Origin of the sequence: Marichromatium purpuratum 984 (genome assembly GCF_000224005.2) — a bacterium.
Lineage (GTDB): Bacteria > Pseudomonadota > Gammaproteobacteria > Chromatiales > Chromatiaceae > Marichromatium > Marichromatium purpuratum.
Map to the genome: position 1 here is coordinate 1,526,601 of NZ_CP007031.1, position 24,287 is coordinate 1,550,887.

Consider the following 24,287-nt stretch of genomic DNA (forward strand, 5'->3'; position numbering starts at 1 on the left):
GCGAGCAGGAGTACGACCATGAGTGTGAGGCGCTATACGGCACGGGACATGCGCGACGCGATGCGCCAGGTGCGCGAGCTGCAGGGACCGGATGCGGTGATCCTGTCGAGTCGTCGGGTCGATGGCATGCTGGAGGTGATCGCCGCGCTCGACGAGGGCGATCAGGCCGCTGCGCCGGCACCGACGGTACCGACCCGTGCGCCACACCGCGAGCGCGCGAACGCGCCCGAGGTGCGTGCTCCGCGCCCGGCGGTGCCGGCGACCGCGACCCTGCCCACTGACCCTGAGATCGCGGCGATGCGGCGCGAACTTTGCGATCTGCGCAGCCTGCTGGTGCAGCACCAGAACGCCAGCGAGTCGGCGCGCTGGGCGGCGCGTCATCCGCTCGCCGCCGAGCTGGTGACGCGACTGACCGGCTGTGGTTTCACCGAGAAGCTCGCGCGCAGTCTCGCTGGCGGGATCCTCGAGGAGACCTCGGTCGAGAGCGCCTGGTCGCGGCTGCGCGCGCGGCTCTCGGCGGCGATGCCGACGGCACAGTCGCCGGTGCTCGACCAGGGTGGCATGCTGGCGCTGGTGGGGCCGACCGGGGTGGGCAAGACCACCACCCTGGCGCGGTTGGCGCTGCGCCAGATCCGGCGCATGGGGCGCGACTCGGTCAGCCTAGTCTCACTTGACCGCCAGCGCATTGGCGCCTACAAGCAGTTGCAGGCATTCGGCCAGATGGCCGGGGTCTCGGTGATGTTGCTCGAGAACGAGCATGAGCTGGCGGCGTTGTCGAGTCGCGCCGGTGATGGCAGACTGATTCTCATCGATACGGCCGGGCATGCCGCGCGTGATGCCGCCGAGCGCCGATTGTTTGCGCAGGTGCGCGAGCGCATCGAGCTCGAGACCTGGCTGGTGATTGCCGCTACCCATCAGTCGATGGTGCTCAGACAAGTGCTCGAGGCGTTCCAGTCGAGCGAACCCTCGGCCCTGGTGTTGACCAAGGTGGACGAGACGGAACAGCTCGGCGAGACTCTGTCCGTGTTGATGGAGCAGCGGCTCGGTTTGATTTTTTATAGCGATGGTCAACGCATGACCGAAGATTTCCACAAGGTCGATACACTCTATCTCACCCGGCTGGCGCTCCAGGAGCGGGTCCACGCCATGCGCGCGCCGAGCGGCGCGCGCGCCTCTCTCGATGGTCTGGCAATGAACGCGATGCCGGCGTCCACGCGGACGCCTGGTGAACAGGGCGGTATGGTTCTGGAGTCGGTCTTGCCCTTCAGGACGCCCACCCATGCAACCGCCTAGCAGTCGGCTCAGGAGCATCGCCGTCGCCAGCGGCAAGGGGGGCGTCGGCAAGACCAATGTCTCGGTCAATCTCGCTGTCGCGCTCGCGCGCATGGGACGGCGGGTGATGCTGTTCGACGCCGACCTCGGTCTGGCCAACGCCGACCTGTTGCTCGGCTTGCGCCCGACCAAGACCCTGCACGATCTCGTCGAGGGGCGGGTCGAGGGGCTCGAGGAGGTGTTGGTGCAAGGCCCGCAGGGCATGCAGCTGGTGCCCTCGGCCTCGGGCATCGCCAGCATGGCCAATCTCAGCCCCGCCGAGCACGCCGGGCTGATCCGTGCCTTCAGCTCCTACCGTCAGCCGCTCGACGTGCTCATCGTCGATACCTCGGCCGGTGTCCAGGAATCGGTCACCGCCTTCTGCAAGGCGGTGCAGGAAGTGGTGGTGGTGGTCTGTGACGAGCCCGCCTCGCTCACCGACGCCTACGCGCTGATCAAGGTGCTGCACCAGGATCACGGCTTGCGTCGTTTCCGCATGGTCTGCAACATGTTGAGTTCGCCGGAGGCCGGTCGGCGCCTGGTGCGCAAGCTCTCGACCGTCTGTGCCCAGTATCTGCCGGAGGTGATGCTCGAGGCTTCGGGTATCATCCCGCTCGACGACAATCTGCGCCGGGCCGTGCAACGACGCGGCCCCGTGGTCGATCTGTATCCGGGCAGTCCCTCGGGGCGCGCCTTCACCGAGTTGGCGACCCGGGTCGACCGTTGGCCCATTGCCGAGACCGACCTGGGCGGCATCGGCTTTTTCGTCGAGCGGATGTTGCAAAGTGCCTGATGGCCCCGAAACGTCCATTGCAGGGGTATCCTAATCTGGTCGATCGGCCCGACGAGCTGGTTGCGGCCAATGTCGACCTGGTACAGCGTATCGCGCATCATCTGGCGGCGCGTCTGCCGCCGTCGGTGCAGCTCGACGATCTGGTTCAGTCGGGGATGGTGGGGCTGATCGAGGCCGCGCGCCAGTTCCAGGCAGGGCAGGGCGCGACCTTCGCGACCTATGCGACCATCCGTATCCGTGGCGCGATGATCGACGAGCTGCGCCGGGCGGACTGGACTCCGCGCTCGGTCCACCGCAACAGTCGCCGTATCGCCGCGGCTATCCGCGAGGTGGAGACGCGCGAGGGGCGCGCGGCGAGCGACGCCGAGGTTGCCGCCGAGCTTGAAGTCGGGCTGACGGATTATCATGCGATGCTGCAGGACAGCGCGAGCGCCAACGTCCTCGGCATCGAAGACCTCGGCGGTCCGGAGGTGGAGGCCGATCGCTGGCTAGCGGGGACGGAGGACTCGCCCCCGGAGCAGCTCGCTCAGGCGCAGTTTCGCCTGGCGCTCGCCCAGGCCCTGGGGAGCTTGCCGGAACGCGAGCGTCTGGTCATGAACCTGTATTACAACGAGGCGTTGAACCTGCGCGAGATCGGCGCCGTGCTCGGTATCACCGAGTCACGTGTCAGCCAGATCCGCAGTCAGGCCTTGCACCGCTTGCGCTCACGGTTGTCTGATTGGACCGGCGAGGGCAGTGAGTCGCTGTTGTGATCGATAAATCCGACAATTGACACTGGGAGTTCAGTGTGGACAAAGGCATGAAGATCCTCGTCGTGGATGACTTCTCCACGATGAGACGCATCATCAAGAATCTGCTGCGCGAGCTGGGGTTCAATAACACCATGGAAGCCGACGACGGTAGCACGGCTCTACCGATGCTCAAGAGCGGCGGCTTCGACTTCCTCATCACCGACTGGAACATGCCCAACATGGAGGGGATCGAGCTGCTGCGTCAGGTCCGTGCCGACCCTGAACTCAAGGAGCTGCCGGTGCTGATGGTGACGGCCGAGGCCAAGCGTGAGCAGATCGTCGAGGCGGCCCAAGCGGGTGTCAACGGCTATATCGTCAAGCCTTTCACCGCCGAGACACTGAAGGAAAAGATCGATAAGATCTTCGAGCGAGTCGCTGGCTAGGGGCGGGGTTTGAGCGACTGTCTCGCGCCGCGTCGGCCGTCGCCTCGTCGCCCGCCTCTGGTGCCGCATGGACTCAGCCCACTCCGGCATGTGCCTCCATGGTCGGCCCATCCATGCCTCGGGTAGCCTTTTCGTTCGGCCTGGGAACAATCGATGGACAATGACGAAACACGTTTGACCGCACAGCTGGCGCTTGCGCAGGAGCTGGTCGAACACCTCCAAAACGGCGATGAGGAAGGCGCGCGCCTGATCATCCAGCAGCTGCGCTTCCCCTACGAGCGCGAGCTGTTCGAGGAACTCGGCAAGCTGACCCGCGAGCTGCACGAAGCGCTGCAGAGTTTCCGTGGTGACTCGCGTCTGGTCGAGATCACCCAGGACGAGATCCCGGACGCCAAGGAACGGCTCTCCTATGTCGTCACCATGACCGAGCAGGCTACGCACCGTACCCTCAATGCGGTCGACGAGGGCTTGCCGATCGCCGAGCGAGTGCATGACAACGCGGTGCGACTCTCCGAGCGTTGGGGACGGTTCCGGCGCCGCGAACTCTCGCTCGATGAATTCCGTGAATTCGCGCACGAACTCGACGCCTTCTTCACCGCCACCGGGCAGGAGACCGAGCGGCTGCGCTCGCTGATGTCCGAGATCATGATGGCCCAGGACTTCCAGGACCTCACCGGCCAGATCATCGGGCGGGTCATCCGTCTGGTGCAGGACGTCGAGGAGAACCTAGTCGGCTTGATTCGGCTCTCCAGTGGACGCATGGAAGGGGCTGTCGCCAAGCCCGCCGAGCCCTCCGTCGAGAAGGCCGAGGAGCCCCATCCTCGAGCTGGCGTCGGGCCGGCGGTGCCCAATACCAGCGACGATCTCGGGGATGTCGTTTCGGGTCAGGACGACGTCGATGCCCTGCTGTCCAGTCTCGGCTTCTAGTTGCCCGAGCCCATCGAGTTCAGAGGATAAGGTGAATGCCAATCGACCCGAATGACGAAATTCTTCAGGATTTCCTGGTCGAGGCCGGCGAGCTGCTCGAAGGCTTGAACGAGCAACTGATCGATCTGGAGCAGGATCCGGCGAACCGCGATCTGCTCAATTCGGTCTTCCGCAGTTTTCATACCATCAAGGGTGGCGCGGGCTTTCTCAACCTCAACGCGCTGGTCTCGGTCTGTCATCATGCCGAGGACGTGTTCAACCTGTTGCGCAACGGCGAGCGCCATGTCGACGCGCAGTTGATGGACACGGTGTTGCGGGTGCTCGATGTCGTCAACGTCATGTTCGGTGACCTGCAGTCGGGCAAGGAGCCCGAGCCCGCCGCGCCCGAGCTGATCGCCGAACTCGAGCAACTGGCCTCGCCTGCGCCGCCGCCGGCATCGCCCGAGCCGCCTCCGGCTCCCGTCGAGCCGCCGCCAGCCGAGCCCGAGGCGGCACCTGAACCCGTGGTGGCGACGGGCGCCTCCGCACCCGACGATGAAATCACCGAGCAGGAGTTCGAGGCATTACTCGACGCGCTCGGTGGTCAACCCCAGTCCGGTGCCGCACCCGCCGAAGCCGCCGAGCCTGCGGTTCCGGCGTCGAGCGAGTCGATACCGATCGAGGCCGCGACGGCGGACGAGCAACCAGCCGAGGATACCGACCTCATCACCGACGAGGAGTTCGAGAACCTGCTCGATCAGCTCCACGGCAAGGGCGCTTTCACTGCGGCCCCTGCGCCGAAAGCGGCGGCCGAGAGCGCACCTTCCTCTCCTGCGCCGGCGCCACAGCCGAGCACCGCGGCCGCCCCCGCCAAGCCGGCGCCGAAGCCCGATGGCGAGAGCAGCGCTGCGGCCGCGGCACGTGCTGTCAAGCAGGTCGCCACCCCGGCCGAGACCTCGGTGCGAGTCGACACCAACCGGCTCGACGAGATCATGAATCTGGTCGGTGAGCTGGTGCTGGTACGCAACCGGTTGAGCATGCTGCGCTCTCAGACCGAGGACGACGAGGTCGCCAAGGCGATCAACTCGCTTGCGCTGGTCACCGCCGATCTGCAGGCGGCGGTGATGAAGACCCGGATGCAACCGATCAAGAAGGTCTTCAGCCGCTTCCCACGCGTGGTCCGTGACCTCTCGCGCTCGCTCGGCAAGGAGATCGATTTCCAGACCTATGGCGAGGACACCGACCTCGACAAGAATTTGGTCGAGGCCCTGGCCGATCCGTTGGTGCATCTGATCCGCAACGCCGTCGATCATGGTATCGAGATGCCCGATGTGCGCGAGGCCGCTGGCAAGTCGCGCCGTGGGCGCGTGATCCTGGGCGCGGCGCAGGAAGGTGACCACATTGCCCTGACCATTGAGGACGATGGTCGTGGCATGGATCCCCAGGCGCTGCGCCTGAAGGCGGTGGAGAAAGGGCTGCTCGAGCCGCCGATGGCCGAGCGGCTGTCCGATCGCGATGCCTTCAACCTCATCTTCATGGCAGGCTTTTCCACCAAGGAGCAGATCTCCGACGTCTCCGGGCGTGGAGTCGGCATGGATGTGGTCAAGACCCGCATCGCTCAACTCAACGGTTCGGTCGAGATCGATTCCGAACTCGGTCGGGGTACCCTGCTGCAGGTCAAGCTGCCGCTCACTCTGGCGATCCTGCCGGCGTTGATGGTGATCCTCGACGGCCGGCGTTTCGCCATCCCGCTCGCCTCGGTCTCCGAGATCCTCGACCTCGATCTCTCGCGCAGCCGCTTCGTCGATGACCAGGAGGCGATCGTGGTGCGCAGCCATGCCTTGCCGATCTATCACATCGGCCGCTGGGTCCGTCCCGGCCGCGAGGAGGGTCCGCGAGGCGAGGCCCATGTCGTGGTGGTCCAGGTCGGACAGCGCAAGGTCGGTCTGGTGGTCGACGGTCTGGTGGGGCAGGAGGAGGTGGTAATCAAACCGCTCGGTCTCGGGTTGCGTCATGTCTCCGGTCTCGCCGGGGCCACGATCACCGGTGATGGTGGTATCGCACTGATTCTCGATGTTCCCGAACTGCTCAAGGTCATGGGCCGTTCGGAGTTCGGCGGTCGCCGCGAAGCGGCCGACGAATTGGTCACAGGGGGCTGATCCGTGCCGCTCAAGGTTGTCGTTGTCGATGATTCCGCCTTTTTTCGGCGTCGTATCGTCGAGATCCTGAATGCCGATATCGGCATCGAGGTGGTCGGTACCGCCGGTGATGGTCGTGAGGCCATCGAGGTGGTCAAGCGCCTCAAGCCCGATGTGGTGACCATGGATATCGAGATGCCGGTGATGGACGGCATCACCGCGGTGCGACGGATCATGGCCGAGGCGCCTCGCCCGATCCTGATGTTCTCGACCCTCACCACGGATGGCGCGACCGCCACGCTCGACGCCCTGGACGCTGGTGCGATGGATTTTCTGCCCAAGCGCTTCAGCGAGATGGCCAAGGACGAGGACAGCGCCAAGATGCTGCTGCGTCGGCGGGTGCGTGCGCTGGCTCGGGGGCGGAGTAGCGCGCCGGTCGCGCCTCGCGCATCGGCGCGCGCCGATGCGCGTCATGTACCCGCCGCTCCCGCGTCCTCGACACCGTCTCAGTCGCCGCCCCCACCCCCGCCCCGGTCATCGGGGGGACGTGGCGAGTCGTTGCGCTCGTTGCGGGCATTGCTGATCGGTACCTCGACCGGTGGACCGGTGGCGTTGCAAGAGGTGCTCAAGGCGTTGCCGAGTCAGTTCCCCTTGCCGATCGTGGTGATCCAGCACATGCCGGCGAGCTTCACCCCGGCCTTTGCCGAGCGTCTCAACAACCTCTGCCAGATCGAGGTGCGCGAGGCGGCCAATGGGGATGCGCTCAAGCCGGGGGTGGCGCTGCTCGCGCCCGGTGGTATGCAGCTGGTGCTCGAGGGCGGATCGCAGCCGCGGGTGCGAATCGTCGACAGCCCGCCCGGCACCATCTACAAGCCGAGTGTCGACATCACCTTCACCTCCGCCGTCGCTGCGCTGCGCAGTCAGGTGTTGGCGGTGGTGCTCACCGGAATGGGGGCCGACGGTCGCGAGGGCGCACGCGCGCTCAAGGAGCAGGGGGCGCGGATCTGGGCCCAGGACGCCGCCAGCTCGGTCGTCTTCGGGATGCCGGCGGCGGTCATCGAGGCCGGGCTCGCCGATCAGGTACTCGCGTTGAGGGATGTCGGGCCGGCGCTCGTCAAAAATCTCTGTTGAGATGGATGTCCTGACCCTGGTCGGGCTCCTGCTGGGGCTGGTGGCCGTGGTCGGGGGATCCATCGCCAAGGGCAGTGGGCTGGGCGCGCTGTGGAATCTTGCCGCCTTCACCATCGTGGTGATCGGGACCCTGGGCGCGGCACTGGTCCAGGCTCGCCTGCCGGTGTTCCGTCATGCATTGCGCATCCTGCCCTGGGTGGTGCTCACCCCTCGGCTCGATCCTCAGGCAATGGTGAAGCGGCTGGTCGATTGGGCGCATCTGTCTCGTCGCGAGGGGCTGCTCGGTCTCGAGGCGCTCTCCGAGCAAGAGACCGATCCCTTCGTCCGCAAGGGGTTGCAGTTGCTCGTCGACGGCACCGAACCCCAGGTGCTGAGACAGATCCTCGAGTCGGACCTCGACAATCGTGAGCACTTCGACCTGCAGGGCGCTAGGGTCTTCGAGAGTATGGGCATCTATGCCCCGACCCTCGGCATCATCGGGGCGGTGATGGGGTTGATGGCGGTGATGCAGAACCTGGCCGACCCGAGCAAGCTTGGCCCGGGGATTGCTGCGGCATTCGTGGCCACCATCTACGGGATCGCCTCGGCCAATCTGCTGTTCCTGCCGGTCTCGAACAAGCTCAAGGGGTTGATCCAGGCGCGGGTCAATTATCAGACGATGCTCCTCGAGGGGTTGGTGGCGATCGCAGAGGGTGAGAACCCGCGCAACATCGAGAACAAGCTGAGCGGCTTCATCCAGCGTTGAGGTGGTCCATGGCGCGACGGCGCAGACACGACGACCATGCCAACCATGAGGCCTGGGCCATCCCCTACGGAGACCTGGTGACCCTGCTGATGGCCTTCTTCGTGGTGATGTATGCGGTCTCGAGCATCGATGCCGGAAAGTATCGAGTGCTTTCCGACTCGCTGGAGCAGGCCTTCGGGTCGCAGGCCAAGGTCTCGCCGGTACAGATCGGTGAGCCGTTGCCGGGCGATGCCTTGATCGGTGAGGACATGCGTCGCACGCTCGCCCCGATCAGCAGCAGTCTGGCGCTGCTCGACCCGGCGCTGCTCGACCCTCTGGTCGACATGACCGACTCGTCCGCCGATATCACGGTGCGCAGCATCCTCGAGGGGGTGCCGGATGTGCGCAAGCGCGAGATACTACGCGAGATCGGCGAAATGGCCGGTGAGATCGAGGAGGCGCTCGGCGGGCTGGTCGATGACGGGCGTATTCAGGTCGATCGTCAGGCCTACTGGCTGGAGATCGAGATCAACACCAGCCTGCTGTTCCTCAGTGGCTCGGCGACTCTGGAGCCGGCCGCCCTGCCGGTCCTGGAGGAGGTGGCCAAGGTGCTGGCAAGGCGCGATTCGCGCATCCATGTCGAGGGGCATACCGACGATCTGCCGATCGGCAACTCGATCTACCCCTCGAACTGGGAGCTGTCATCGGGGCGTGCGGCAACGGTGGTCAATCTGTTTGCGCAGAATGGTGTTGATCCCCGTCGCATGGTGGCGATCGGCTATGGTGAGTTCCAGCCTGTCGCATCCAACGACACCGCCGAGGGGCGGGCGCGTAATCGGCGCGTGGCCATCGTGGTGCTGCCGGGGCCACCGCCGCGCGCTCACGAGCGCGTCGAGCCCGAATGGCTCAAGCGTGATCATATTGTCCCCGAGGTGGACGAATTCGACGTCGTACCCGGGGATTGATCCCGGCGCCGTCGCCGACCATCATTCAGAATGACCTCCGGCGATGCGTGATGGCCGGACATCAAGGCGAGGAATCCATGAGCGAACCAAACACCCAGACCAATACTGCGGGCACCTCCTCCTCCTTCGTAACCTTCAGCCTGGCAGAGGAGACCTATGCCATCGATGTGCTGCAGGTCCAGGAGGTGCTCAAGATCACCGAGATCGCGCCGGTACCCGGCGTGCCCGATTACATCCTCGGGATCATCAACCTGCGCGGTGACGTGGTCACCGTGATCGATGCGCGCCGGCGCATGGGGCTGCCGCCGCGTGCGCCCGATGATGCCTCGCGCATCGTCATCATCGACATCGACAACCAGAATGTCGGCATCCTGGTCGATGCGGTGGCGGAGGTCGTGCAGATCGATGCCGACTCGGTCGATCCGGCGCCGGCGGTGGGCAATGACCAGAGCAGCCGCTTCATCCTCGGCGTGACCAGTACCGAGGAGGGGCTGACCATTCTGATCAGTCTCGAGAAACTGCTCTCCGATGACGAGTGGGAGCTGGTGCGTAGCGTCGGCTGATCCTGGGCACCGCGGGCGCATAGCCCGCGGTTCCCGGCCAGGGTTGGTCGAGGCGGCTCAGGAGGGAGTGTATGAGCGATCCGATCAAGCCGACGCTACCCGTCCAGTCCGGCCTCAGGGGACGCGACTCGGACGAGGACCAGGGGCAGGCGGCGGCGCTGTGGAGTCCTTTGCTGCGTCGCCGGGCTGGGCTGCGCGAGCGTCGTCAGACCGAGCGGCGCCAGGGCGAGCGTCGTCGACTCGAGCGCCGCCTCGCGGAGCGACGTTCACAGGAACGGCGCGCCGGCGCGCCGCGCGCGCTGGAGCGTCGCCAGCAGGAGCGGCGGCTGGGGGAGCGGCGATTGGGCGATCGACGACACACCGAGCGTCGTCGCCCGGGCGATGCCCCACCGGCCTCTGGTGGAAGCGGTGTATCGCGCCGCCCGATCGGCAGGAAACGTCGGGGGTTCATCGATGAGTATGCCTAGCCGGGAAGTCGGGGTGCGATCCGTATCGCAGCCGAGCCTCCTTGCCGACCGCTGAGAGCCTGAGCCCTTGATCAGTCTGGCGGAAATCCTGGCCATCCTGGCACTGTTGGCGGCAGCGCTCGCGCTTGCCGCCTTCGTCTATCTGTGGCGCGAAACACGCAGGTTACGGCACGACCTGAGAGGTCTCGATCCCGTGCTGCAGACCCTGCATCGCGATCTCCGGGTCATCGCTGGCGAGAGCTTCCATCGCGGTCAGGACCGGGTGATGCTGGTCAATGCCCTGGAGCGCCTGGCCGATCAGCAGCAGGAGATGCGCCTCGAGATGCGTATGCGCGATGCCGATCAGAGTCCCTATGCTCAGGCGATCAAGCTCATCCGCAGTGGCCAGAGCCGGGAGCAGGTCCGTCGACTCTGCGCCCTGACCGACGCCGAACTCGAGCTGCTCTTCGGGCTGCACGGACATGGCATCAGTGGTGAGTACGCCTCCGACCGGCTGTCCGACACGGGGTCCTGATGAGCGCCGGGGCCTCGTCGCACGCCCTTCAGTCTTCAGTCCTGCCCGCGCGGCTCCTGGTGTTGCTGTCGCGGATCGATGCCGGCGAGTGCGAACACGAACGCCAGGACCTCGGCGACGGCGACATAGAGTTCCGCCGGGATCTCGTCGCCAATCGGGATCTGTGCCAATGCCTCGGCGAGTTGGCGGTCGGCGTGCAGTGGGATGTCGTGGGCCTCGGCGATACGCATGATCTGCTCGGCGGTGACGCCCAGCCCCGAGGCGGTGATCCGTGGCGCGTTGCGCGTGTCCCAGTGCAGCGCGACCGCCTTGCTTGGCGCTTCCTCGGATAGATCATCGTGCTTGCTCATGCCTGCTCGCTGATCAATGGCCCGGAGTGGCGCGCCGGGTCCGGTGTCTGGCCCTGCCCCGCGTGGAGGGCGGCGACCTCGAGTTCACGCGCCTCGAGCTGTTCGCGCAGGAGCGGCAATCTGCTGCGCAGCAGCGCCACGGTCGGCGCGCGCTCGGCCAGCAGGCTCGCGCTCAAGCGCTGCCCCCTGAGCGTCAGCCGAATCGTGAGTGGTCCGAGTTCGGTTAGATCCAGCCGCAGCCGGATCGTCCACCCTGCCTCTTCGACTTCGCCTTGTCCGCGTTCGCGCTCGATCTCGGCCTGAACGGTGCCGACACCGCCGCTGTGGCGATAGGGGAGGTCGAGCACCCAGCGCGGCTGTTCGGCCTCCTGCTCCAAGGGCTGTAGTTGAAGGCTGACGAGCTGCTTGAGCATGCCCTCGGCCTCCTGCTCCAACGCCTTTCCGATACTCATCGTGGGCGGCGTGGGCATGGGCGCGCGGGCTTCGGTGTCGCTCGCCTCGCGGTTGTGACGTCTGATCTGGTCGGCGAACTGTAGCAGCTGTGCCTTGAGGTCCTCGCCGAGTCTGGCATCGGTGAGCGCGCCGGGGGTGAGCGCGAGCTGCGCGAGCCGGGCCTCGAGCCAGATCCCCGATCCCTCGACGGCACGCTGTAGCCCGTTGGGTTCGGTGAGTGTGCTGGGGGCGGGCAAACGGCTGATCAGGCGCTCGAGTCGGTCGTTGAGCGCGACGGCGGTGGTGCTTGGTGCCGGTGTCTGCCCCTTGGTTTGTACCGTGCCGCTGGCCTCGTGGCCGAGTCGTCTGCTCCATTCGGTCAGGGTTTCGGCCAGTGCGCGCGCCTGTGGCAGATGTAGCCTGATCTGCTGGGTGAGCCAGTCGCGCGTCATCGTCTCGGTGTTCGCGCGTGGGACAGAAAAGTTCTCGGGCGGAGCGGGAGGCGGTTGGGCGGGGAGTAGCCGTAACGTCGGGATCGGGCGCAGCGCCACAACCTCGGCGGTTGGCCGCGCCGACTGCGGTGCGACGCCCGCTTGAGTGGGGAGCGGCGGCGTTGACGCTGCTGTGGATGCGCTCGGGGGCTGATGAGGGGTGAGCAATGGGCCGGTCGCCTGTGCAGGGGGCTGTGGCGATGGTGGCGGTGCCAGCAAGCGCAGCTGCAGCGGGGCGGACCAGGTGGTGCCCGGGCCCGGGGGGCGGACCCGGACGAAGACCTCTCCCGAGGCGACTGGTGTATTGCGCGCGGGGGTGGCGAGGTCGAGTTCGAGTTTCAGCCCGATGGTCAGCTCCAGCGCCTGCTGTACCCTGACGCTGCCCTGCATCCGGCTGCTGCTCAGCAGTTGCGGCAGTGATTGACCTGGGATGGGTTCGCTCATGCGGGGCGTGGTGCGGGGCCTGCGGGTCAGACCGCGACCTTGCGTGCCTCACGCTGATAGTGGAGGGTTGCACGCATCAGTGCGCGCTCGGTGCCCTGATCGAGATTGACGATACGAAAGCCGGCGGCGAAGCGACCGGGCTCGGCCACTGGCCGGCTGTTGATCAGGACCGCTTCGCCGGTCAGCGGTGCGTTCAGGATCGGCAGCTGCATCCCCGAGTAGTGCAGCAGGGTGCCGGGCTCGACCCGAGCGATATCGCTCCAATCGACCTCGAGACAGAAGCCCTTGGCCGAGAGATCGAGCAGTCGGCCGTTGAGTGTGTCGCTGGAGTTGACGTGGTGCAGGCAAACGTGACGGATCTCGCCAAAGGGCAGGGCGGCGCGAAAGATCTCGCGACGCTGGAGATAGTTGAGTGCTTCGGGGTAGGGGCAGGCGTAGAGTGCGATGCCGTCTTCCTCGAGGATGTCGGCCACCCGGGTCGAGAAGCGGATCGCGATCCCGCGCAGGTTGCCATAGACCCGGATCTCGTGGGCCTGGCCGACCTGCTGATGTCCTTCTTCGGGGTGGAGTTCGTCGAGAAACAGTGTGCGCTGTTCGCTCTCGAGGCGGATCAGCGAGGAGGCGAACAGTGGACCGTCGGGGTCGAGGCGGACGTTGACCACCAGCAGCCGGTGGTTCATGTCGCTGAGGATGGTCGAGATCCGTCCGGGGTTGGTGATCAGCTCTTCTGCGGCCATGGTGCTGCTCGATCTATAGTTGCCAGGACGGGGCCGACGCCGTCAGGCGCGGCTGATGGTACGGCTGTGTGACGTGCCGTTGTTGGCCTGGCCGCGCGGGTCGTAGGTGGTGGCGTTGGGGTCCTCGCCGCGGAGGATGCGCAGCGACAGAGTGACGCGCTTGCGGTCGCGATTGATCAGCGTGGCATTGGTGCGGTTGAGTTGGTCGCAGCGCACCACGTAGCCCCGCAGCGCATCCCAGCGCGGGGTGAGGTCGCGTCGTGGATCGACACGCTCGAGCAACCGCTCTACGCCCTGGGCGTCGAAGGTGTAGCCGGTGTCCTCGACCCACTGCTTCATGCGCAGCGTTTCCTCCTCGAGCTGGTCGGCCAGCTGCTGCTTGCCGGCGACGACGCGCTGCAACTCGTCGGGATCGCGCAACTCGATCGCCCGGGTCTCGTCGAGCAACGCCTGCTCCAGACGGGTCGCCAGGGCGATCGCTGTTTCGAGCGAGTGGGCGAAGGGACCGGTGTGCTCCATGGGCCAACCTCAAGTCAGGCGGTGATTCAGGCCAGCAGTTGCTCGAACTCGATGATGCTGTCGGCGAGCTGCTGGTTGTCGATCGGATAGCGGCCCTCGGCGATGGCCTGCTTGATCTGCGCGACCTTGGCCTCGTCGATCGGCGGCTCGGCCGACTCGCCACGCGATGCACTCATGCTCTTGGCCGCAGAGGTCAGCGTGACCGTCTCCCCACCCTCGCCGCCCGGGCGTGCCTGGGCCTCGCCCTCAGGCGCCTTGGCGCCACCGCGCACGCCGCTGCCGGCGGAGTTGTTGCCTTCGGTGCGAAACGCGGTCGTGGTGAGGTTCTTGATGTCCATTGGCGTTGCTTCCGATCGACGTGGGCTCACTGTTGGTAACGGCCGTCGACCAGGAAACTGTAGTCCATTGTCGTGTGTCCGTCGCAGCCCCATCATATGGCTACAATGGTACGTGGATATGCCCAGAGGGTTCCACATAGCCTTCGACGATCCGGCGCGAGGAGCGGTTACGCACGCGGATGCGTTCGCCCGCTGCTCCATCCTCAAGCGCCTCGCCGGACATTCGGACCATCAGGCCGCCGCTTCCCGAATAGATGGTGACCAGCTGTCCGCGCTCGACAAGCTTGCGCGGGGCGACATGAGCGCTGGTGATGACCTGCCCCGGGGTGAGCGCGCGTCGCGCCTCCATGCCGATCACGGCGTTCGGGTCCTTGAAGAAACCACCGCTCAGGCTCGAGACCTCCTGACGTTCACGTCGCAGGTCGGATGCCTGGATACGCTGCTCGCGGGCGATCGGTCTGGCGACGACCACGACTCGGGTGTGGCGCTCGATGCGAGCGGGGACGAAGATCGACCATTGCACGGGTTCGGAGCAGCGCAGGTTGACGGTGGTCGGGCCGCTGGTGCGGGCGCCGGGGGCGAGACTGGCGCTCGGCGTGCGATCACACCGCGCCAGCCGCAGGCGGGCGTCGATCTGGCCGACTAGAACCTCGATCTCGTCCGTGCCTGTTGTTTGGGTGATCGCCGAGAGATAGGTGGCCACGGTATCGCGGAGGCGTTCGATCGACTCGATCTCGCCGGCTTGGCTGGTCGGCGCCGAGCACAGCAGGCAGAGAGTGCAGGCGAGGGCGATCGCCAGGCCGGTGGTGTGCTGTGTCGGGTTGTCGATCGTGGTGGGTGGTTGCATGGGGGTCACCGCTGAAGTTGATGCTGGCGGGAGTGGCGGCGCGCGAAGGGGCCGGTTGTCCGATATGCGATTGCATGCAGAAATCGCGCCGGAGCCTGGTCCGGGGCAGAATCGATCGCGAGGCATCATCGGGGCATGACGCCCCGGAGAGGTGGAGACAAACGGGCGAAGGGGCCGAATTCATTCATGAAGCCCGTCAGCTTAGGCTATCATGCTCAGGCATGAGCACCCGGGCCGGCGGGCCTCGACTTGGAGGTGGTAGATGAGTCAGTTTATTGACGACGTCGATCAACGTACCCGCATGGTGGGGCAGAATCGCATGGAGTTGCTGCTGTTCCACCTCGGCGGCGACCAGACGTTCGGGATCAACGTGTTCAAGGTCCGCGAGGTGATCGCGCGCCCTAAGCTGCAGCAACTGCCCGGGGCGAGCGCGATCGTGCGCGGCGTGGCGACGATCCGTGACCGCACGGTCTCGATCATCGATTTGGCGCAGGCCATCGGCTTCGTCGACCGGCCGGGAGATGATACCGATGCCAAGGTGATCGTCACCGAGTTCAACCGCTCAGTGCAGGGCTTCTGGGTCTCGGCTGTGGATCGTATCGTCAACGTCAACTGGGAAACGGTGAAGCCGCCGCCGCGAGGCACCGAGCAAGAGAGCTACCTGGTGGCGGTCACCGAGGTCGAGGGGCGGCTGGTGCAGATCATCGATGTCGAGCGGGTGTTCGCCGCCATCAACCAGCTCAAGGAGGACGTTTCAGAGACCACCCTTGAGCGTGCCGAGCACATCGATCACCACAAATCGATCCTGGTGGTCGACGATTCGATGGTCGCGCGCAAGCAGATCGAGCGCGCCATTGGCGAGATCGGGTTCCAGGTCGAGACCCGCTCCGATGGTCGCGCCGCGCTCGACTTCCTTGAGGAGCTGGCCGAGACTGGCGATGTCTCGGAGACCATCGAGATGGTGATCTCCGACATCGAGATGCCGCGCATGGACGGCTATACCCTGACCCGCAAGATCCGCGACAATAGCAAGCTCAAGGATCTGCCAGTGGTGTTGCACTCCTCGCTGAGCGGGCAGTTCAACGCCGATATGGTCAAGCGCGCCGGGGCCGATGACTTCCTGCCGAAGTTCGATCCAGACGAGTTGGCTGCGATGGTGATGAAGCATGGTGGTCGACCCGCGGACGGCTCCTGAGCGGGATGGTCCTTACAGTCTTCCTGATGCATAGAAAGTGTGAGTATTCCATTGAGTGATTCGATCAGCGTGGTCCTGCGCCAGTGCATGGCGGGTGCGAACGGACGTTTGGCCAGAGGTCTGTCGTGATAGATCCGCAAGACTACGCAGAATTCTCGCGCTTTCTCTCCGAGTGCTGTGGCTTGGTGCTGGGCGAGAATCGTCAGTATCTCGTCTCCAGCCGGCTCTCACGCCTGCTCGGTGAGTTCTCCTTCTCCAGTGTCGAGGAGCTGCTGCGCGCGCTGCGCCGCTCTGCGGATCCGACGCTCAAGTCACGCGTGATCGACGCGATGACGACCAACGAGACCTCCTGGTTTCGCGACGTCTATCCGTTCGAGATCCTGCGCCACGAGGTCCTTCCCGAGCTGGCCGAGAAAAAACGCCCGATCCGCATCTGGTCGGCGGCCTGCTCGAGTGGGCAGGAGCCCTACAGTATCGCCATGGTGCTGGCCGAGTGGGAGCAGAGCTTTCCGCCGAAGAACATCCAGACCAGCGTGCTTGGCACCGACCTCTCCGATACCGTGCTCGCCGAGGCGCGTGCCGGTGTCTACGACGGGTTGGGGATCGTGCGCGGCCTGAGCAAGGAGCGCCGCGATCGCTTCTTCGAGACGGTGAAGGAGGGGCATCGGATCAAGCCCGATATCCAGCGTCGGGTGCGCTTCCAGAAGCTCAACCTGATGGAATCCTATGCCGCGCTCGGCAAGTTCGAGATCGTCTTCTGTCGCAACGTGCTGATCTATTTTTCGGCCGAGACCAAGCGTCGAGTTTTTGACGGCATTGCCAGGCAGATGGAACCCGGCGGCTATCTCTTCGTCGGGGCCTCCGAATCGGTCGGTTCCTACACCAGTGCCTTCGAGATGGTTCGCACACCAAAGGGCGCCGTGCTTAGGCGTCGTTAGCGTCCCACCCCGACCCCGTTCGCGCTCCTGCTTGGCCGCGGCGGGGTCGCCTCCAGCCTCTAGCCTCCAGCCTCCAGCCTCCAGCCTCCAGCCTCTAGTCTCCAGTCTCCAGTCTCCAGTCTCCAGTCTCCAGTCTCCAGTCTCCAGTCTCCAGTCTCCAGTCTCCAGTCTCCAGTCTCCAGTCTCCAGTCTCCAGTCTCCAGTCTCCAGTCTCCAGTCTCCAGTCTCCAGTCTCCAGTCTCCAGTCTCCAGTCTCCAGTCTCCAGTCTCCAGTCTCCAGTCTCCAGTCTCCAGTCTCCAGTCTCCAGTCTCCAGTCTCCAGTCTCCAGTCTCCAGTCTCCAGTCTCCAAGTTGGCTCGATGTTTGCATTGACTTCGGCAAGTCAATGCCATAGGCGTGTTCCATATGAGTCTTTCACTCGACAAGGCACTGGGGATCCAGCCCGCGGCGGTACAGGTGCGGGCCCAGCGTCTGGAGCTGCTGGCCTCGAACCTCGCCAACGCCGATACCCCCAACTACAAGGCACAGGACATCGATTTCAGGTCTGCGCTCGCCACCCAGGTCGAGCGTGATGATCTGTTGCGGCTGGAGCAGACCCAGCAGGGCCATCTGCCGCTGCCGCGTGCGGATCTGGACTCGGCGATGGCGCCGCTCTATCGCATCCCGTCGCAACCGGCGCTCGACGGCAACACTGTCGATCCGCAGTTCGAGCGCGCCGCCTTCGCCGAGAACGCCATGCAGTTCCAGAGCAGTCTCGAGTTCCTCAATCGTCGGGTTTCCGGCATCCGCTCCGCACTACGCAAGGAGTAAGGCATGAGCACCCTATTCAGTGTCTTCAACACCTCGGCCTCGGCGCTGACCGCGCAGTCGGTGCGACTGAATACCGTCGCCTCCAATCTGGCCAACGCCAACACCGCGGCAAGTTCGCCGGAGGAGACCTACAAGTCGAAGCAGGTGCTCTTCCAGACCCTGCTCGATCGCAGCGACCCCACGGGCGCGGCCCGTCCGGTGCGGGTGGCCGATATCGTCGATTCCACTGCCGAGCCGATCCCCAACTACGAACCCAACCACCCGCAGGCCAATGACGAGGGCTATGTGTTCCGCCCGGCGATCAGTGTCGTCGAGGAGATGGCCAACATGATGTCGGCCTCGCGCAGCTACGAGGCCAATGTCGAGGTGATGAACACCTCGCGCCAGTTGTTGCAGCGCACCCTGCGCATCGGTCAGAGCTAGGAGTCTCGCCATGAGTGAAATCAATACCGATGTGATCACTGGTCTGGGACTCAACAGTTACGAGAGCACCAAGACTGAACCGATCGACAACTCGCTCGGCCAGGAGGACTTCCTCAAGCTGATGACCACCCAGCTGTCCAACCAGGACCCGCTCAAGCCGATGGAGAACGGCGAGTTCATCGGTGAGTTGGCGCAGTTCTCCACCGTGACGGGTATCGAGGAGCTGACCGTGGCCTTCGAATCGCTGGCGCAGTCGTTCAGTCAGTGGCAAACCCTGCAAGGCGCGTCTCTGGTCGGACGCGATGTGTTGGTGCCGGCCGAGGACTTCGAGTTCCAGTCGGGGGAGACGGTGGCGGGGGCGATCAGTCTGCCGAGTTCCGGGACTGGCGTCACGGTCGATGTCTACAACGAGGCGGGGCAGGTGGTGCGCTCGATGGATCTCGGGACCCAGGCATCGGGCTTGCATGATTTCACCTGGGACGGCTTGACGAACGACGGAACGGAGGCGCCTAGCGGCACCTACGAGTTCAAGTCCAGGGCGATGCTCGGGGAGGGGACCGAGGCGCTCTACACCCTGGTCAGTGGCGAGGTCAACAGCGTCGCCCTGGGTGGGGAGGACAGTGGCCTGGTGCTTCAGGTCCAGGGGCTCGGCAATGTCGACTTCAACAGTGTGTTCCGCATCGGCAGCTGAGGCGCGCCGGTAGACCCTGGGACGTCATCGCAGATATCAGCTCTAGTTCAGGAGACGCATCATGCCTTTTCGCATCGGACTCAGTGGTCTGAACGCCGCATCGGCCGACCTCGAGGTCACGGGTAACAACATCGCCAACGCCGGTACCGTCGGCTTCAAGGAGTCGCGCGCCGAGTTCGCCGACGTCTTCGCCAACTCCTACGGCGACATCACCAAGACCGCCATCGGTTCGGGCGTACGTCTGGAGGCGGTGACCCAGCAGTTCAGCCAGGGCAACATCGACTTCACCGACAACGCGCTTGATCTCGCGATCAACGGTGAGGGCTTCTTCGTGCTCAACGACAACGGCGAGCAGCTCTACACCCGCGCCGGAGCCTTCCAGGTCAACCGCGACGGCTTTGTTGTCAACAGCGCCGGCCAGCGTCTGCAGGTGTTCCCGCCGGTCAAGGAAAACAGCCCCGACCCCGGTTTCAGCACCGGCCAGTTGAGCGACCTCCAGCTCGACTTCGGCGACAATCCGCCACGTTCGACCTCGGAGGTCGACATGTCGATCAACCTCAGCTCCGAGGCCGAGCAGATCATCGACGAGGAGGCGGGGGTGATCAATGTGACGGCCGACCCCGCCAACACCGGTGCGGTGACCGAGTCCCGGGTCTATGTGGTCGATTCGAGCAATCCGAACTATCTCAAACCATTCACCGTCACCTATGACGCGACCAACGATCAGTACACCTATGATGACGGGACCGGTACCCAGGTCCCGATCGCGGCGGAGAACGTCGTCACCAGTGACGGCAAGACCACCATCACCTTCAATGGCTGGGCGATGGAACTGTATGGCGCGCCCGCCGACGGTGATCAGTTCTCGACCGCGCCCGAGGCGACGGCCACTGTGGGCAGCGCCAACACCAGCGCCGTGACCGTGAGCAGTCTGGCGGTGCTCGACTCCTCGGACCCCGACATCCTCGATCCGGCGACCCTGGTCTATCAGGGACCGAATGCGGGCGGTGACGAACAGTATCTGCTCAACGGCAAGCTGGTTCTGGCCACGGTCAACGGCGGTCAGCACGTCATCTCCGAGAACGGCTGGGAGCTGACGCTCTCGGGCGCCCCCGATGTCGGTGACGAGTTCAGCGTGACCTTCGAGCCAGGGGCCCCGGTGAAGTTCGACCAGACCGATCCGGAGACCTATCAGTACTCCACCGCGCTGACCCTCTATGACTCGCTCGGCGCGCCGCGCACCGCGACCATGTACTTCGTCAAGACGGAGAACACCCTGGAGTGGGAGGCCTATGTCGATCTCTCCGGATCGAATCTGTCGCCGCCGCAGCCGCAAGGCCCGGTGAAGCTCACCTTCGACTCCAACGGCGTGATGACCAGTCCGACCACGGCGACCGACTTCACCTTCGATCTTGCCAACTACGACCCGGTCAATGGCGGTCTGCTCGGTGAGATCGACCCGGCCACGGGCGAGGCCACCGGGGTGGTCTCGATCGACTTCTCCGACATCACCCAGTTCGGCCCCGACTACTCGGTCGACGATCTCAACCAGGACGGCTTCACCACCGGGCGTCTGGTCGGTTTCGACGTCGATCAATCGGGTGTGGTGTTCGCCCGCTACACCAACGGCCAGTCGGCGGCGCTGGGACAGGTGGCGCTGGCCAACTTCACCAACCCGCAGGGTCTGCTGCAGCTCGGTGACAACAACTGGGCGGAGTCCTATGCCGCCGGCGACGTGGTCTATGGCGAGGCCGGCACCAGCAGTCTGGGGCTGGTGCAATCGGGCGGGCTCGAGGCCTCCAACGTCGATCTCGCCGAGGAGCTGGTCAACCTGATCATCGCGCAGCGTAACTATCAGGCCAACGCGCAGACCATCTCCACGGCCGACGCCATCACCCAGACCATCATCAACATCCGCTGAGGCGCGGGTCACGGGGCTGAGTCATGGATCGTTTTCTGTACATCGCGATGTCCGGGGCCAAGGAGAATCTCTACGCCCAGAGCATCAACAACCACAACCTGGCCAATGCCGACACCCACGGCTTCCGCCAGGCGCTGGCCGATGCCTACACCGCGCCGGTGCGCGGGCCGGTGTATCCGTCGCGCGACTATGTACAGGTTGGCAACGAGGCCATCGACTTCACCCCGGGGCCGCTGCAGAGCACGGGTCGCGATCTCGATGTCGCCGTCCGTGGCGAGGGCTTCATCGCCGTGCAGGCCGCCGACGGGGGCGAGGCCTATACCCGTGCCGGCAATCTGCATGTCGACAGCGTCGGCATCCTGCGCACCGAGCGCGGGCTGCCGGTGCTCGGTGACGGCGGGCCGATCGCGGTGCCGCCCTTCGAGTCGATCCTGATCGGCACCGACGGCACCATCACCGTGCGCCCGCAGGGCGCCGCACCGAACACCCTGGCTGCGGTCGAGCGCATCCGCTTGGTCAAGCCCGATACCGACAACCTGATGCGCACGGACGATGGCTTGATTCGTGCAAAGGATGGTCAACCAGTGCCGCCGGATGCCGATGTCCAGGTGGTCACCGGGATGCTCGAGGGCAGCAACGTCAATACCGTGGCGGCCCTCACCCGGCTGATGGAGCTTTCCCGGCACTTCGAGATGCAGGTCAAGATGATGGATACCGCAGACAGTCTCGAACAGACCAGCAATCAGTTGCTGGGGATCAGTTAACCGCGTTCGCGCCAGCACAGGAGTCGCACCATGAATCGTGCCCTCTGGGTCGCCAAGACCGGACTCGACGCGCAGCAAACGCGTATGTCGGTCGTCTCCAACAATCTTGCCAACGTCAACACCACCGGCTTCAAGAAGGGGCGGGCGGTGTTCGAGGACCTGCTCTACCAGACCGTGCGCCAGCCCGGTGCCCAGGCCACCCAGGAGGCGCAGCTGCCCTCGGGTCTGACCCTGGGGACCGGCGTGCGCACCGTGGCCACCGAGAAGCTGTTCAATCAGGGCAATCTGATCCAGACCGAGAACGCCCTTGACATGGCCATCGAGGGGCGCGGTTTCTTCCAGATCCTGCTGCCCAGCGGCGAGATCGGCTATACCCGCGACGGCTCCTTCCAGCTCAATGCCGACGGCGAGGTGGTGATGTCCAACGGCTATCCGCTGCAGCCGGGGCTGGTGGTCCCCGAGGACACCCAGTCGCTGACCATCGGCAAGGACGGTACCGTCACCGCCCAGTTGCCCAACGAGCCCGAGGGCGTCGAGCTGGGGATCGTGCAGCTGGCCGACTTCATCAACCCCGCGGGGTTGCAGCCGATGGGCGAGAACCTGTTTCTCGAGACCGGGGCCTCGGGCGCGGCGCAGCAGTCCAACCCCGGACTCAACGGCATCGGCACCGTGATCCAGGGCTCGCTCGAGAGCAGCAATGTCAACATCGCCGAGGAACTGGTCAACATGATCGAGACCCAACGTGCCTACGAGGTCAACTCCAAGGCCGTCTCCGCCGCCGATCAGATGTTGCAGTTCGTCAACAACAACCTGGCCCGCTGAGGGTCGGGAAGAGGCACCGCATGAACACCCGTCCACTCATCGCGCTGGCAGTGATCGTCTCGGCCCTGTCGGGGTGCGCCAGTCTCGATCCGCCGCGTCAGGGCGACTCGCCCGAGTACCTGCCGGTGACGCCCCCCTCGGCTGCAGCCAGCGAGTTCAATACCGGGGCGATCTTCCAGCAGGCGCAGGCCAAGACCCTGTTCGAGGACTACAAGGCGCGACGGGTCGGCGACATCCTCACCGTCCAGCTCACCGAGAGCACCAACGCCCAGAAGAGCGCCGAGACCTCGACCGCCAAGGACTCCGGTTATTCAATGGATCTCGGCAGCGTCAACATCGCCGGCCGCCCGGTGACCAGCGGTGGTGCCTCGTTGTTCACCGCCAACTCCACCGCCGGGAGGACCTTCGACGGGACCGGCGACTCCAAGCAGAGCAACCAGCTCACCGGCAGCATTACCGTGACCGTGGCCCAGGTGCTGCCCAACGGCAATCTGGTGGTGCAGGGCGAGAAGTGGCTGGGGATCAACCAGGGACAGGAGTACGTGCGGCTGCGCGGGATCGTGCGCCCGGTCGATATCAGTGCCAGCAATACGGTGCAGTCGACCCAGGTCGCCAATGCCCAGATCTACTATGGCGGCACCGGCGCGCTGGCCGACAGCAATGGTCCGGGCTGGCTCACCCGGATCGCCAACAGCCCGCTGTTCCCCTTCTGATGGCGCGGGCAAGGGGTTCGATATGAACGATCGCAGTCTCGCTTTGGTGTTCTCGCTGCTGCTCTGCACGCTTGCGCCGCTTGCGCTGGCGGGCAACATCCAGGCCATGGACGATGCCCGGCTGACACGGGTCAAGGATCTCGCCTCCATCTCCGGGGTGCGCGACAACCAGCTGCTCGGCTATGGCCTGGTGGTCGGGCTCGACGGCACCGGTGACCAGACCACCCAGACCCCCTTCACCATCCAGACGATGAAGAACATGCTCGGCCAGCTCGGGATCACCGTGCCGGCCGACGTCAACCCCCAGCTCAAGAACGTTGCTGCAGTGATGGTGACCGCCGAGCTGCAGCCCTTCGCCAAGCCGGGGCAGCGCATCGACGTCACCGTCTCGTCGATGGGTAACGCCAAGAGTCTGCGCGGCGGCACCTTGCTGATGACTCCGCTCAAGGGCGCCGATGGCGAGATCTATGCCATTGCCCAGGGCAATCTGGTCGTCGGCGGTTTCGGTGTTGAGGGTGCCGACGGCAGTCGGGTCACCGTCAATGTGCCGAGTGTCGGGCGCATCCCTCGGGGGGCGACGGTCGAGCGTGAGGTGCCGAGCGCCTTCGCCCAGGGCGGGCTGATGGTGATGAGTCTGCACCGCCCTGATTTCACCACCGTCAGCCGGCTCGCCGAGGCGGTCAATCGCACCTTCGGCAACGACGTCGCCCAGCCGATGGACGCCTCCTCGGTGCAGATCCATGCGCCGATCGACCCGGGTCGCCGGGTTGACTTCGTCGCCACCCTGGAGAACCTCGAGGTGGAAACCGGCGAGCCCGCCGCCCGGGTGGTGATCAACTCACGCACCGGTACCGTGGTCATCGGTTCCGGGGTGCAGGTCTATCCCGCTGCCGTCTCGCACGGCAGTCTCACCGTGACCATCAGCGAGGACGCGCTGGTCTCGCAGCCGCAGGCGCTCGCCGGCGGCCAGACCGCAGTGGTGCCCGATACCGACATCGACGTGACCGAGGAGAACAACCGCATGTTCCTGTTCGCTCCGGGGACTTCGCTCGACGAGATCGTGCGCGCGGTCAACAACGTCGGCGCCGCGCCCGGCGATCTGGTGTCGATCCTCGAGGCGTTGCGCGAGGCCGGCGCGCTGCGCGCCGAGCTGGTGGTGATCTAGT

The 24,287-nt window shown here is 65.3% G+C and carries 27 protein-coding genes and 2 pseudogenes; 23 read left to right on the plus strand and 6 right to left on the minus strand.

Features of this window, described 5'->3' with window-relative positions:
* Positions 1-18 precede the first annotated feature (18 nt).
* The 12 genes from flhF to MARPU_RS17965 all read left to right on the plus strand — a co-directional run bounded on the left by flhF (position 19) and on the right by MARPU_RS17965 (position 10,686).
* Positions 19-1,293, plus strand: a complete 1,275-nt coding sequence (flhF, locus tag MARPU_RS06920; protein ID WP_005224623.1) for a flagellar biosynthesis protein FlhF — start codon at positions 19-21, stop codon at positions 1,291-1,293.
* Positions 1,280-2,104 (plus strand): MinD/ParA family protein, encoded by an 825-nt coding sequence (locus MARPU_RS06925; RefSeq protein ID WP_005224624.1) that lies wholly within the window; start codon positions 1,280-1,282, stop codon positions 2,102-2,104. Before flhF ends, MARPU_RS06925 begins: the two co-directional genes overlap by 14 nt.
* Positions 2,101-2,856 carry an RNA polymerase sigma factor FliA gene (locus MARPU_RS06930; protein ID WP_025275175.1) on the plus strand — a complete coding sequence of 252 codons (756 nt, stop codon included), beginning with the start codon at positions 2,101-2,103 and terminating at the stop codon, positions 2,854-2,856. Before MARPU_RS06925 ends, MARPU_RS06930 begins: the two co-directional genes overlap by 4 nt.
* Before the next feature lie 47 nt (positions 2,857-2,903).
* Positions 2,904-3,278: a chemotaxis response regulator CheY gene (gene cheY, locus MARPU_RS06935; RefSeq protein ID WP_005224626.1), complete on the plus strand. Its 375-nt coding sequence runs from the start codon at positions 2,904-2,906 to the stop codon at positions 3,276-3,278.
* Between the two features lie 153 nt (positions 3,279-3,431).
* Positions 3,432-4,205: a protein phosphatase CheZ gene (locus tag MARPU_RS06940; RefSeq protein WP_005224627.1), complete on the plus strand. Its 774-nt coding sequence runs from the start codon at positions 3,432-3,434 to the stop codon at positions 4,203-4,205.
* 35 nt (positions 4,206-4,240) lie between these two features.
* Positions 4,241-6,343 carry a chemotaxis protein CheA gene (locus MARPU_RS06945; protein ID WP_005224628.1) on the plus strand — a complete coding sequence of 701 codons (2,103 nt, stop codon included), beginning with the start codon at positions 4,241-4,243 and terminating at the stop codon, positions 6,341-6,343.
* A 3-nt stretch (positions 6,344-6,346) separates the two neighbouring features.
* Positions 6,347-7,453 carry a protein-glutamate methylesterase/protein-glutamine glutaminase gene (locus MARPU_RS06950; RefSeq protein ID WP_005224629.1) on the plus strand — a complete coding sequence of 369 codons (1,107 nt, stop codon included), beginning with the start codon at positions 6,347-6,349 and terminating at the stop codon, positions 7,451-7,453.
* Position 7,454: 1 nt separating this feature from the next.
* Positions 7,455-8,198, plus strand: coding sequence for a flagellar motor protein (locus MARPU_RS06955; protein ID WP_005224630.1), 744 nt, complete (start codon positions 7,455-7,457; stop codon positions 8,196-8,198).
* Positions 8,199-8,206: 8 nt separating this feature from the next.
* Entirely contained in the window at positions 8,207-9,142 is a 936-nt protein-coding gene (gene motD / locus MARPU_RS06960; protein WP_005224631.1) for a flagellar motor protein MotD, read from the plus strand.
* 77 nt (positions 9,143-9,219) lie between these two features.
* The gene (locus tag MARPU_RS06965; protein ID WP_005224632.1) at positions 9,220-9,705 is read left to right on the plus strand and encodes a chemotaxis protein CheW; all 486 of its coding nucleotides are present in this window, start codon (positions 9,220-9,222) and stop codon (positions 9,703-9,705) included.
* Positions 9,706-9,776: 71 nt separating this feature from the next.
* Positions 9,777-10,172 (plus strand): hypothetical protein, encoded by a 396-nt coding sequence (locus MARPU_RS06970; protein WP_005224633.1) that lies wholly within the window; start codon positions 9,777-9,779, stop codon positions 10,170-10,172.
* A 67-nt stretch (positions 10,173-10,239) separates the two neighbouring features.
* Positions 10,240-10,686 carry a DUF2802 domain-containing protein gene (locus MARPU_RS17965; protein ID WP_005224634.1) on the plus strand — a complete coding sequence of 149 codons (447 nt, stop codon included), beginning with the start codon at positions 10,240-10,242 and terminating at the stop codon, positions 10,684-10,686.
* A gap of 35 nt (positions 10,687-10,721) precedes the next feature.
* Here the strand turns inward: MARPU_RS17965 and MARPU_RS06980 are convergent, their stop codons facing one another.
* The 6 genes from MARPU_RS06980 to flgA form a co-directional block, all read right to left on the minus strand.
* Complete coding sequence (locus tag MARPU_RS06980; protein WP_005224635.1) at positions 10,722-11,036, minus strand: EscU/YscU/HrcU family type III secretion system export apparatus switch protein; 315 nt, start codon at positions 11,034-11,036, stop codon at positions 10,722-10,724.
* Positions 11,033-11,920 carry a flagellar hook-length control protein FliK gene (gene fliK, locus MARPU_RS17870; RefSeq protein ID WP_025275176.1) on the minus strand — a complete coding sequence of 296 codons (888 nt, stop codon included), beginning with the start codon at positions 11,918-11,920 and terminating at the stop codon, positions 11,033-11,035. The genes MARPU_RS06980 and fliK overlap by 4 nt, the downstream gene beginning before the upstream one ends.
* Before the next feature lie 509 nt (positions 11,921-12,429).
* Positions 12,430-13,140: a flagellar brake protein gene (locus tag MARPU_RS06995; RefSeq protein WP_005224637.1), complete on the minus strand. Its 711-nt coding sequence runs from the start codon at positions 13,138-13,140 to the stop codon at positions 12,430-12,432.
* A 42-nt stretch (positions 13,141-13,182) separates the two neighbouring features.
* On the minus strand, positions 13,183-13,659 hold the full coding sequence (locus tag MARPU_RS07000; RefSeq protein ID WP_005224638.1) for a flagella synthesis protein FlgN: 477 nt from the start codon (positions 13,657-13,659) through the stop codon (positions 13,183-13,185).
* Positions 13,660-13,685: 26 nt separating this feature from the next.
* Positions 13,686-13,997 (minus strand): flagellar biosynthesis anti-sigma factor FlgM, encoded by a 312-nt coding sequence (gene flgM / locus MARPU_RS17875; RefSeq protein ID WP_005224639.1) that lies wholly within the window; start codon positions 13,995-13,997, stop codon positions 13,686-13,688.
* 100 nt (positions 13,998-14,097) lie between these two features.
* Entirely contained in the window at positions 14,098-14,844 is a 747-nt protein-coding gene (flgA, locus tag MARPU_RS07010; protein WP_005224640.1) for a flagellar basal body P-ring formation chaperone FlgA, read from the minus strand.
* A gap of 262 nt (positions 14,845-15,106) precedes the next feature.
* Here flgA and MARPU_RS07015 point away from each other — a divergent pair, with 262 nt between their 5' ends.
* From MARPU_RS07015 to MARPU_RS07060, 11 genes and pseudogenes are all read left to right on the plus strand, one after another.
* On the plus strand, positions 15,107-16,039 hold the full coding sequence (locus tag MARPU_RS07015; RefSeq protein WP_005224641.1) for a chemotaxis protein CheV: 933 nt from the start codon (positions 15,107-15,109) through the stop codon (positions 16,037-16,039).
* A gap of 125 nt (positions 16,040-16,164) precedes the next feature.
* Complete coding sequence (locus tag MARPU_RS07020) at positions 16,165-16,977, plus strand: CheR family methyltransferase (protein ID WP_005224642.1); 813 nt, start codon at positions 16,165-16,167, stop codon at positions 16,975-16,977.
* Positions 16,978-17,382: 405 nt separating this feature from the next.
* Positions 17,383-17,787, plus strand: coding sequence for a flagellar basal body rod protein FlgB (gene flgB / locus MARPU_RS07025; RefSeq protein WP_005223819.1), 405 nt, complete (start codon positions 17,383-17,385; stop codon positions 17,785-17,787).
* A 3-nt stretch (positions 17,788-17,790) separates the two neighbouring features.
* Positions 17,791-18,210, plus strand: coding sequence for a flagellar basal body rod protein FlgC (gene flgC / locus MARPU_RS07030; RefSeq protein WP_005223818.1), 420 nt, complete (start codon positions 17,791-17,793; stop codon positions 18,208-18,210).
* Positions 18,211-18,220: 10 nt separating this feature from the next.
* Positions 18,221-18,901, plus strand: coding sequence for a flagellar hook assembly protein FlgD (locus MARPU_RS07035; RefSeq protein ID WP_005223817.1), 681 nt, complete (start codon positions 18,221-18,223; stop codon positions 18,899-18,901).
* 61 nt (positions 18,902-18,962) lie between these two features.
* Positions 18,963-19,481: pseudogene (locus MARPU_RS17880) on the plus strand (flagellar hook-basal body complex protein); the annotation flags it as partial.
* A gap of 576 nt (positions 19,482-20,057) precedes the next feature.
* Positions 20,058-20,822: pseudogene (locus MARPU_RS17885) on the plus strand (flagellar hook protein FlgE); the annotation flags it as partial.
* Positions 20,823-20,845: 23 nt separating this feature from the next.
* Positions 20,846-21,586: a flagellar basal body rod protein FlgF gene (locus tag MARPU_RS07045; RefSeq protein WP_005223815.1), complete on the plus strand. Its 741-nt coding sequence runs from the start codon at positions 20,846-20,848 to the stop codon at positions 21,584-21,586.
* A 30-nt stretch (positions 21,587-21,616) separates the two neighbouring features.
* Positions 21,617-22,408 (plus strand): flagellar basal-body rod protein FlgG, encoded by a 792-nt coding sequence (gene flgG / locus MARPU_RS07050; RefSeq protein ID WP_005223814.1) that lies wholly within the window; start codon positions 21,617-21,619, stop codon positions 22,406-22,408.
* A 20-nt stretch (positions 22,409-22,428) separates the two neighbouring features.
* A complete protein-coding gene (gene flgH / locus MARPU_RS07055) occupies positions 22,429-23,121 on the plus strand; it encodes a flagellar basal body L-ring protein FlgH (protein WP_005223813.1) in 693 nt (230 codons plus the stop codon).
* A 106-nt stretch (positions 23,122-23,227) separates the two neighbouring features.
* A complete protein-coding gene (locus tag MARPU_RS07060; protein WP_232229527.1) occupies positions 23,228-24,286 on the plus strand; it encodes a flagellar basal body P-ring protein FlgI in 1,059 nt (352 codons plus the stop codon).
* Position 24,287 lies beyond the last annotated feature (1 nt).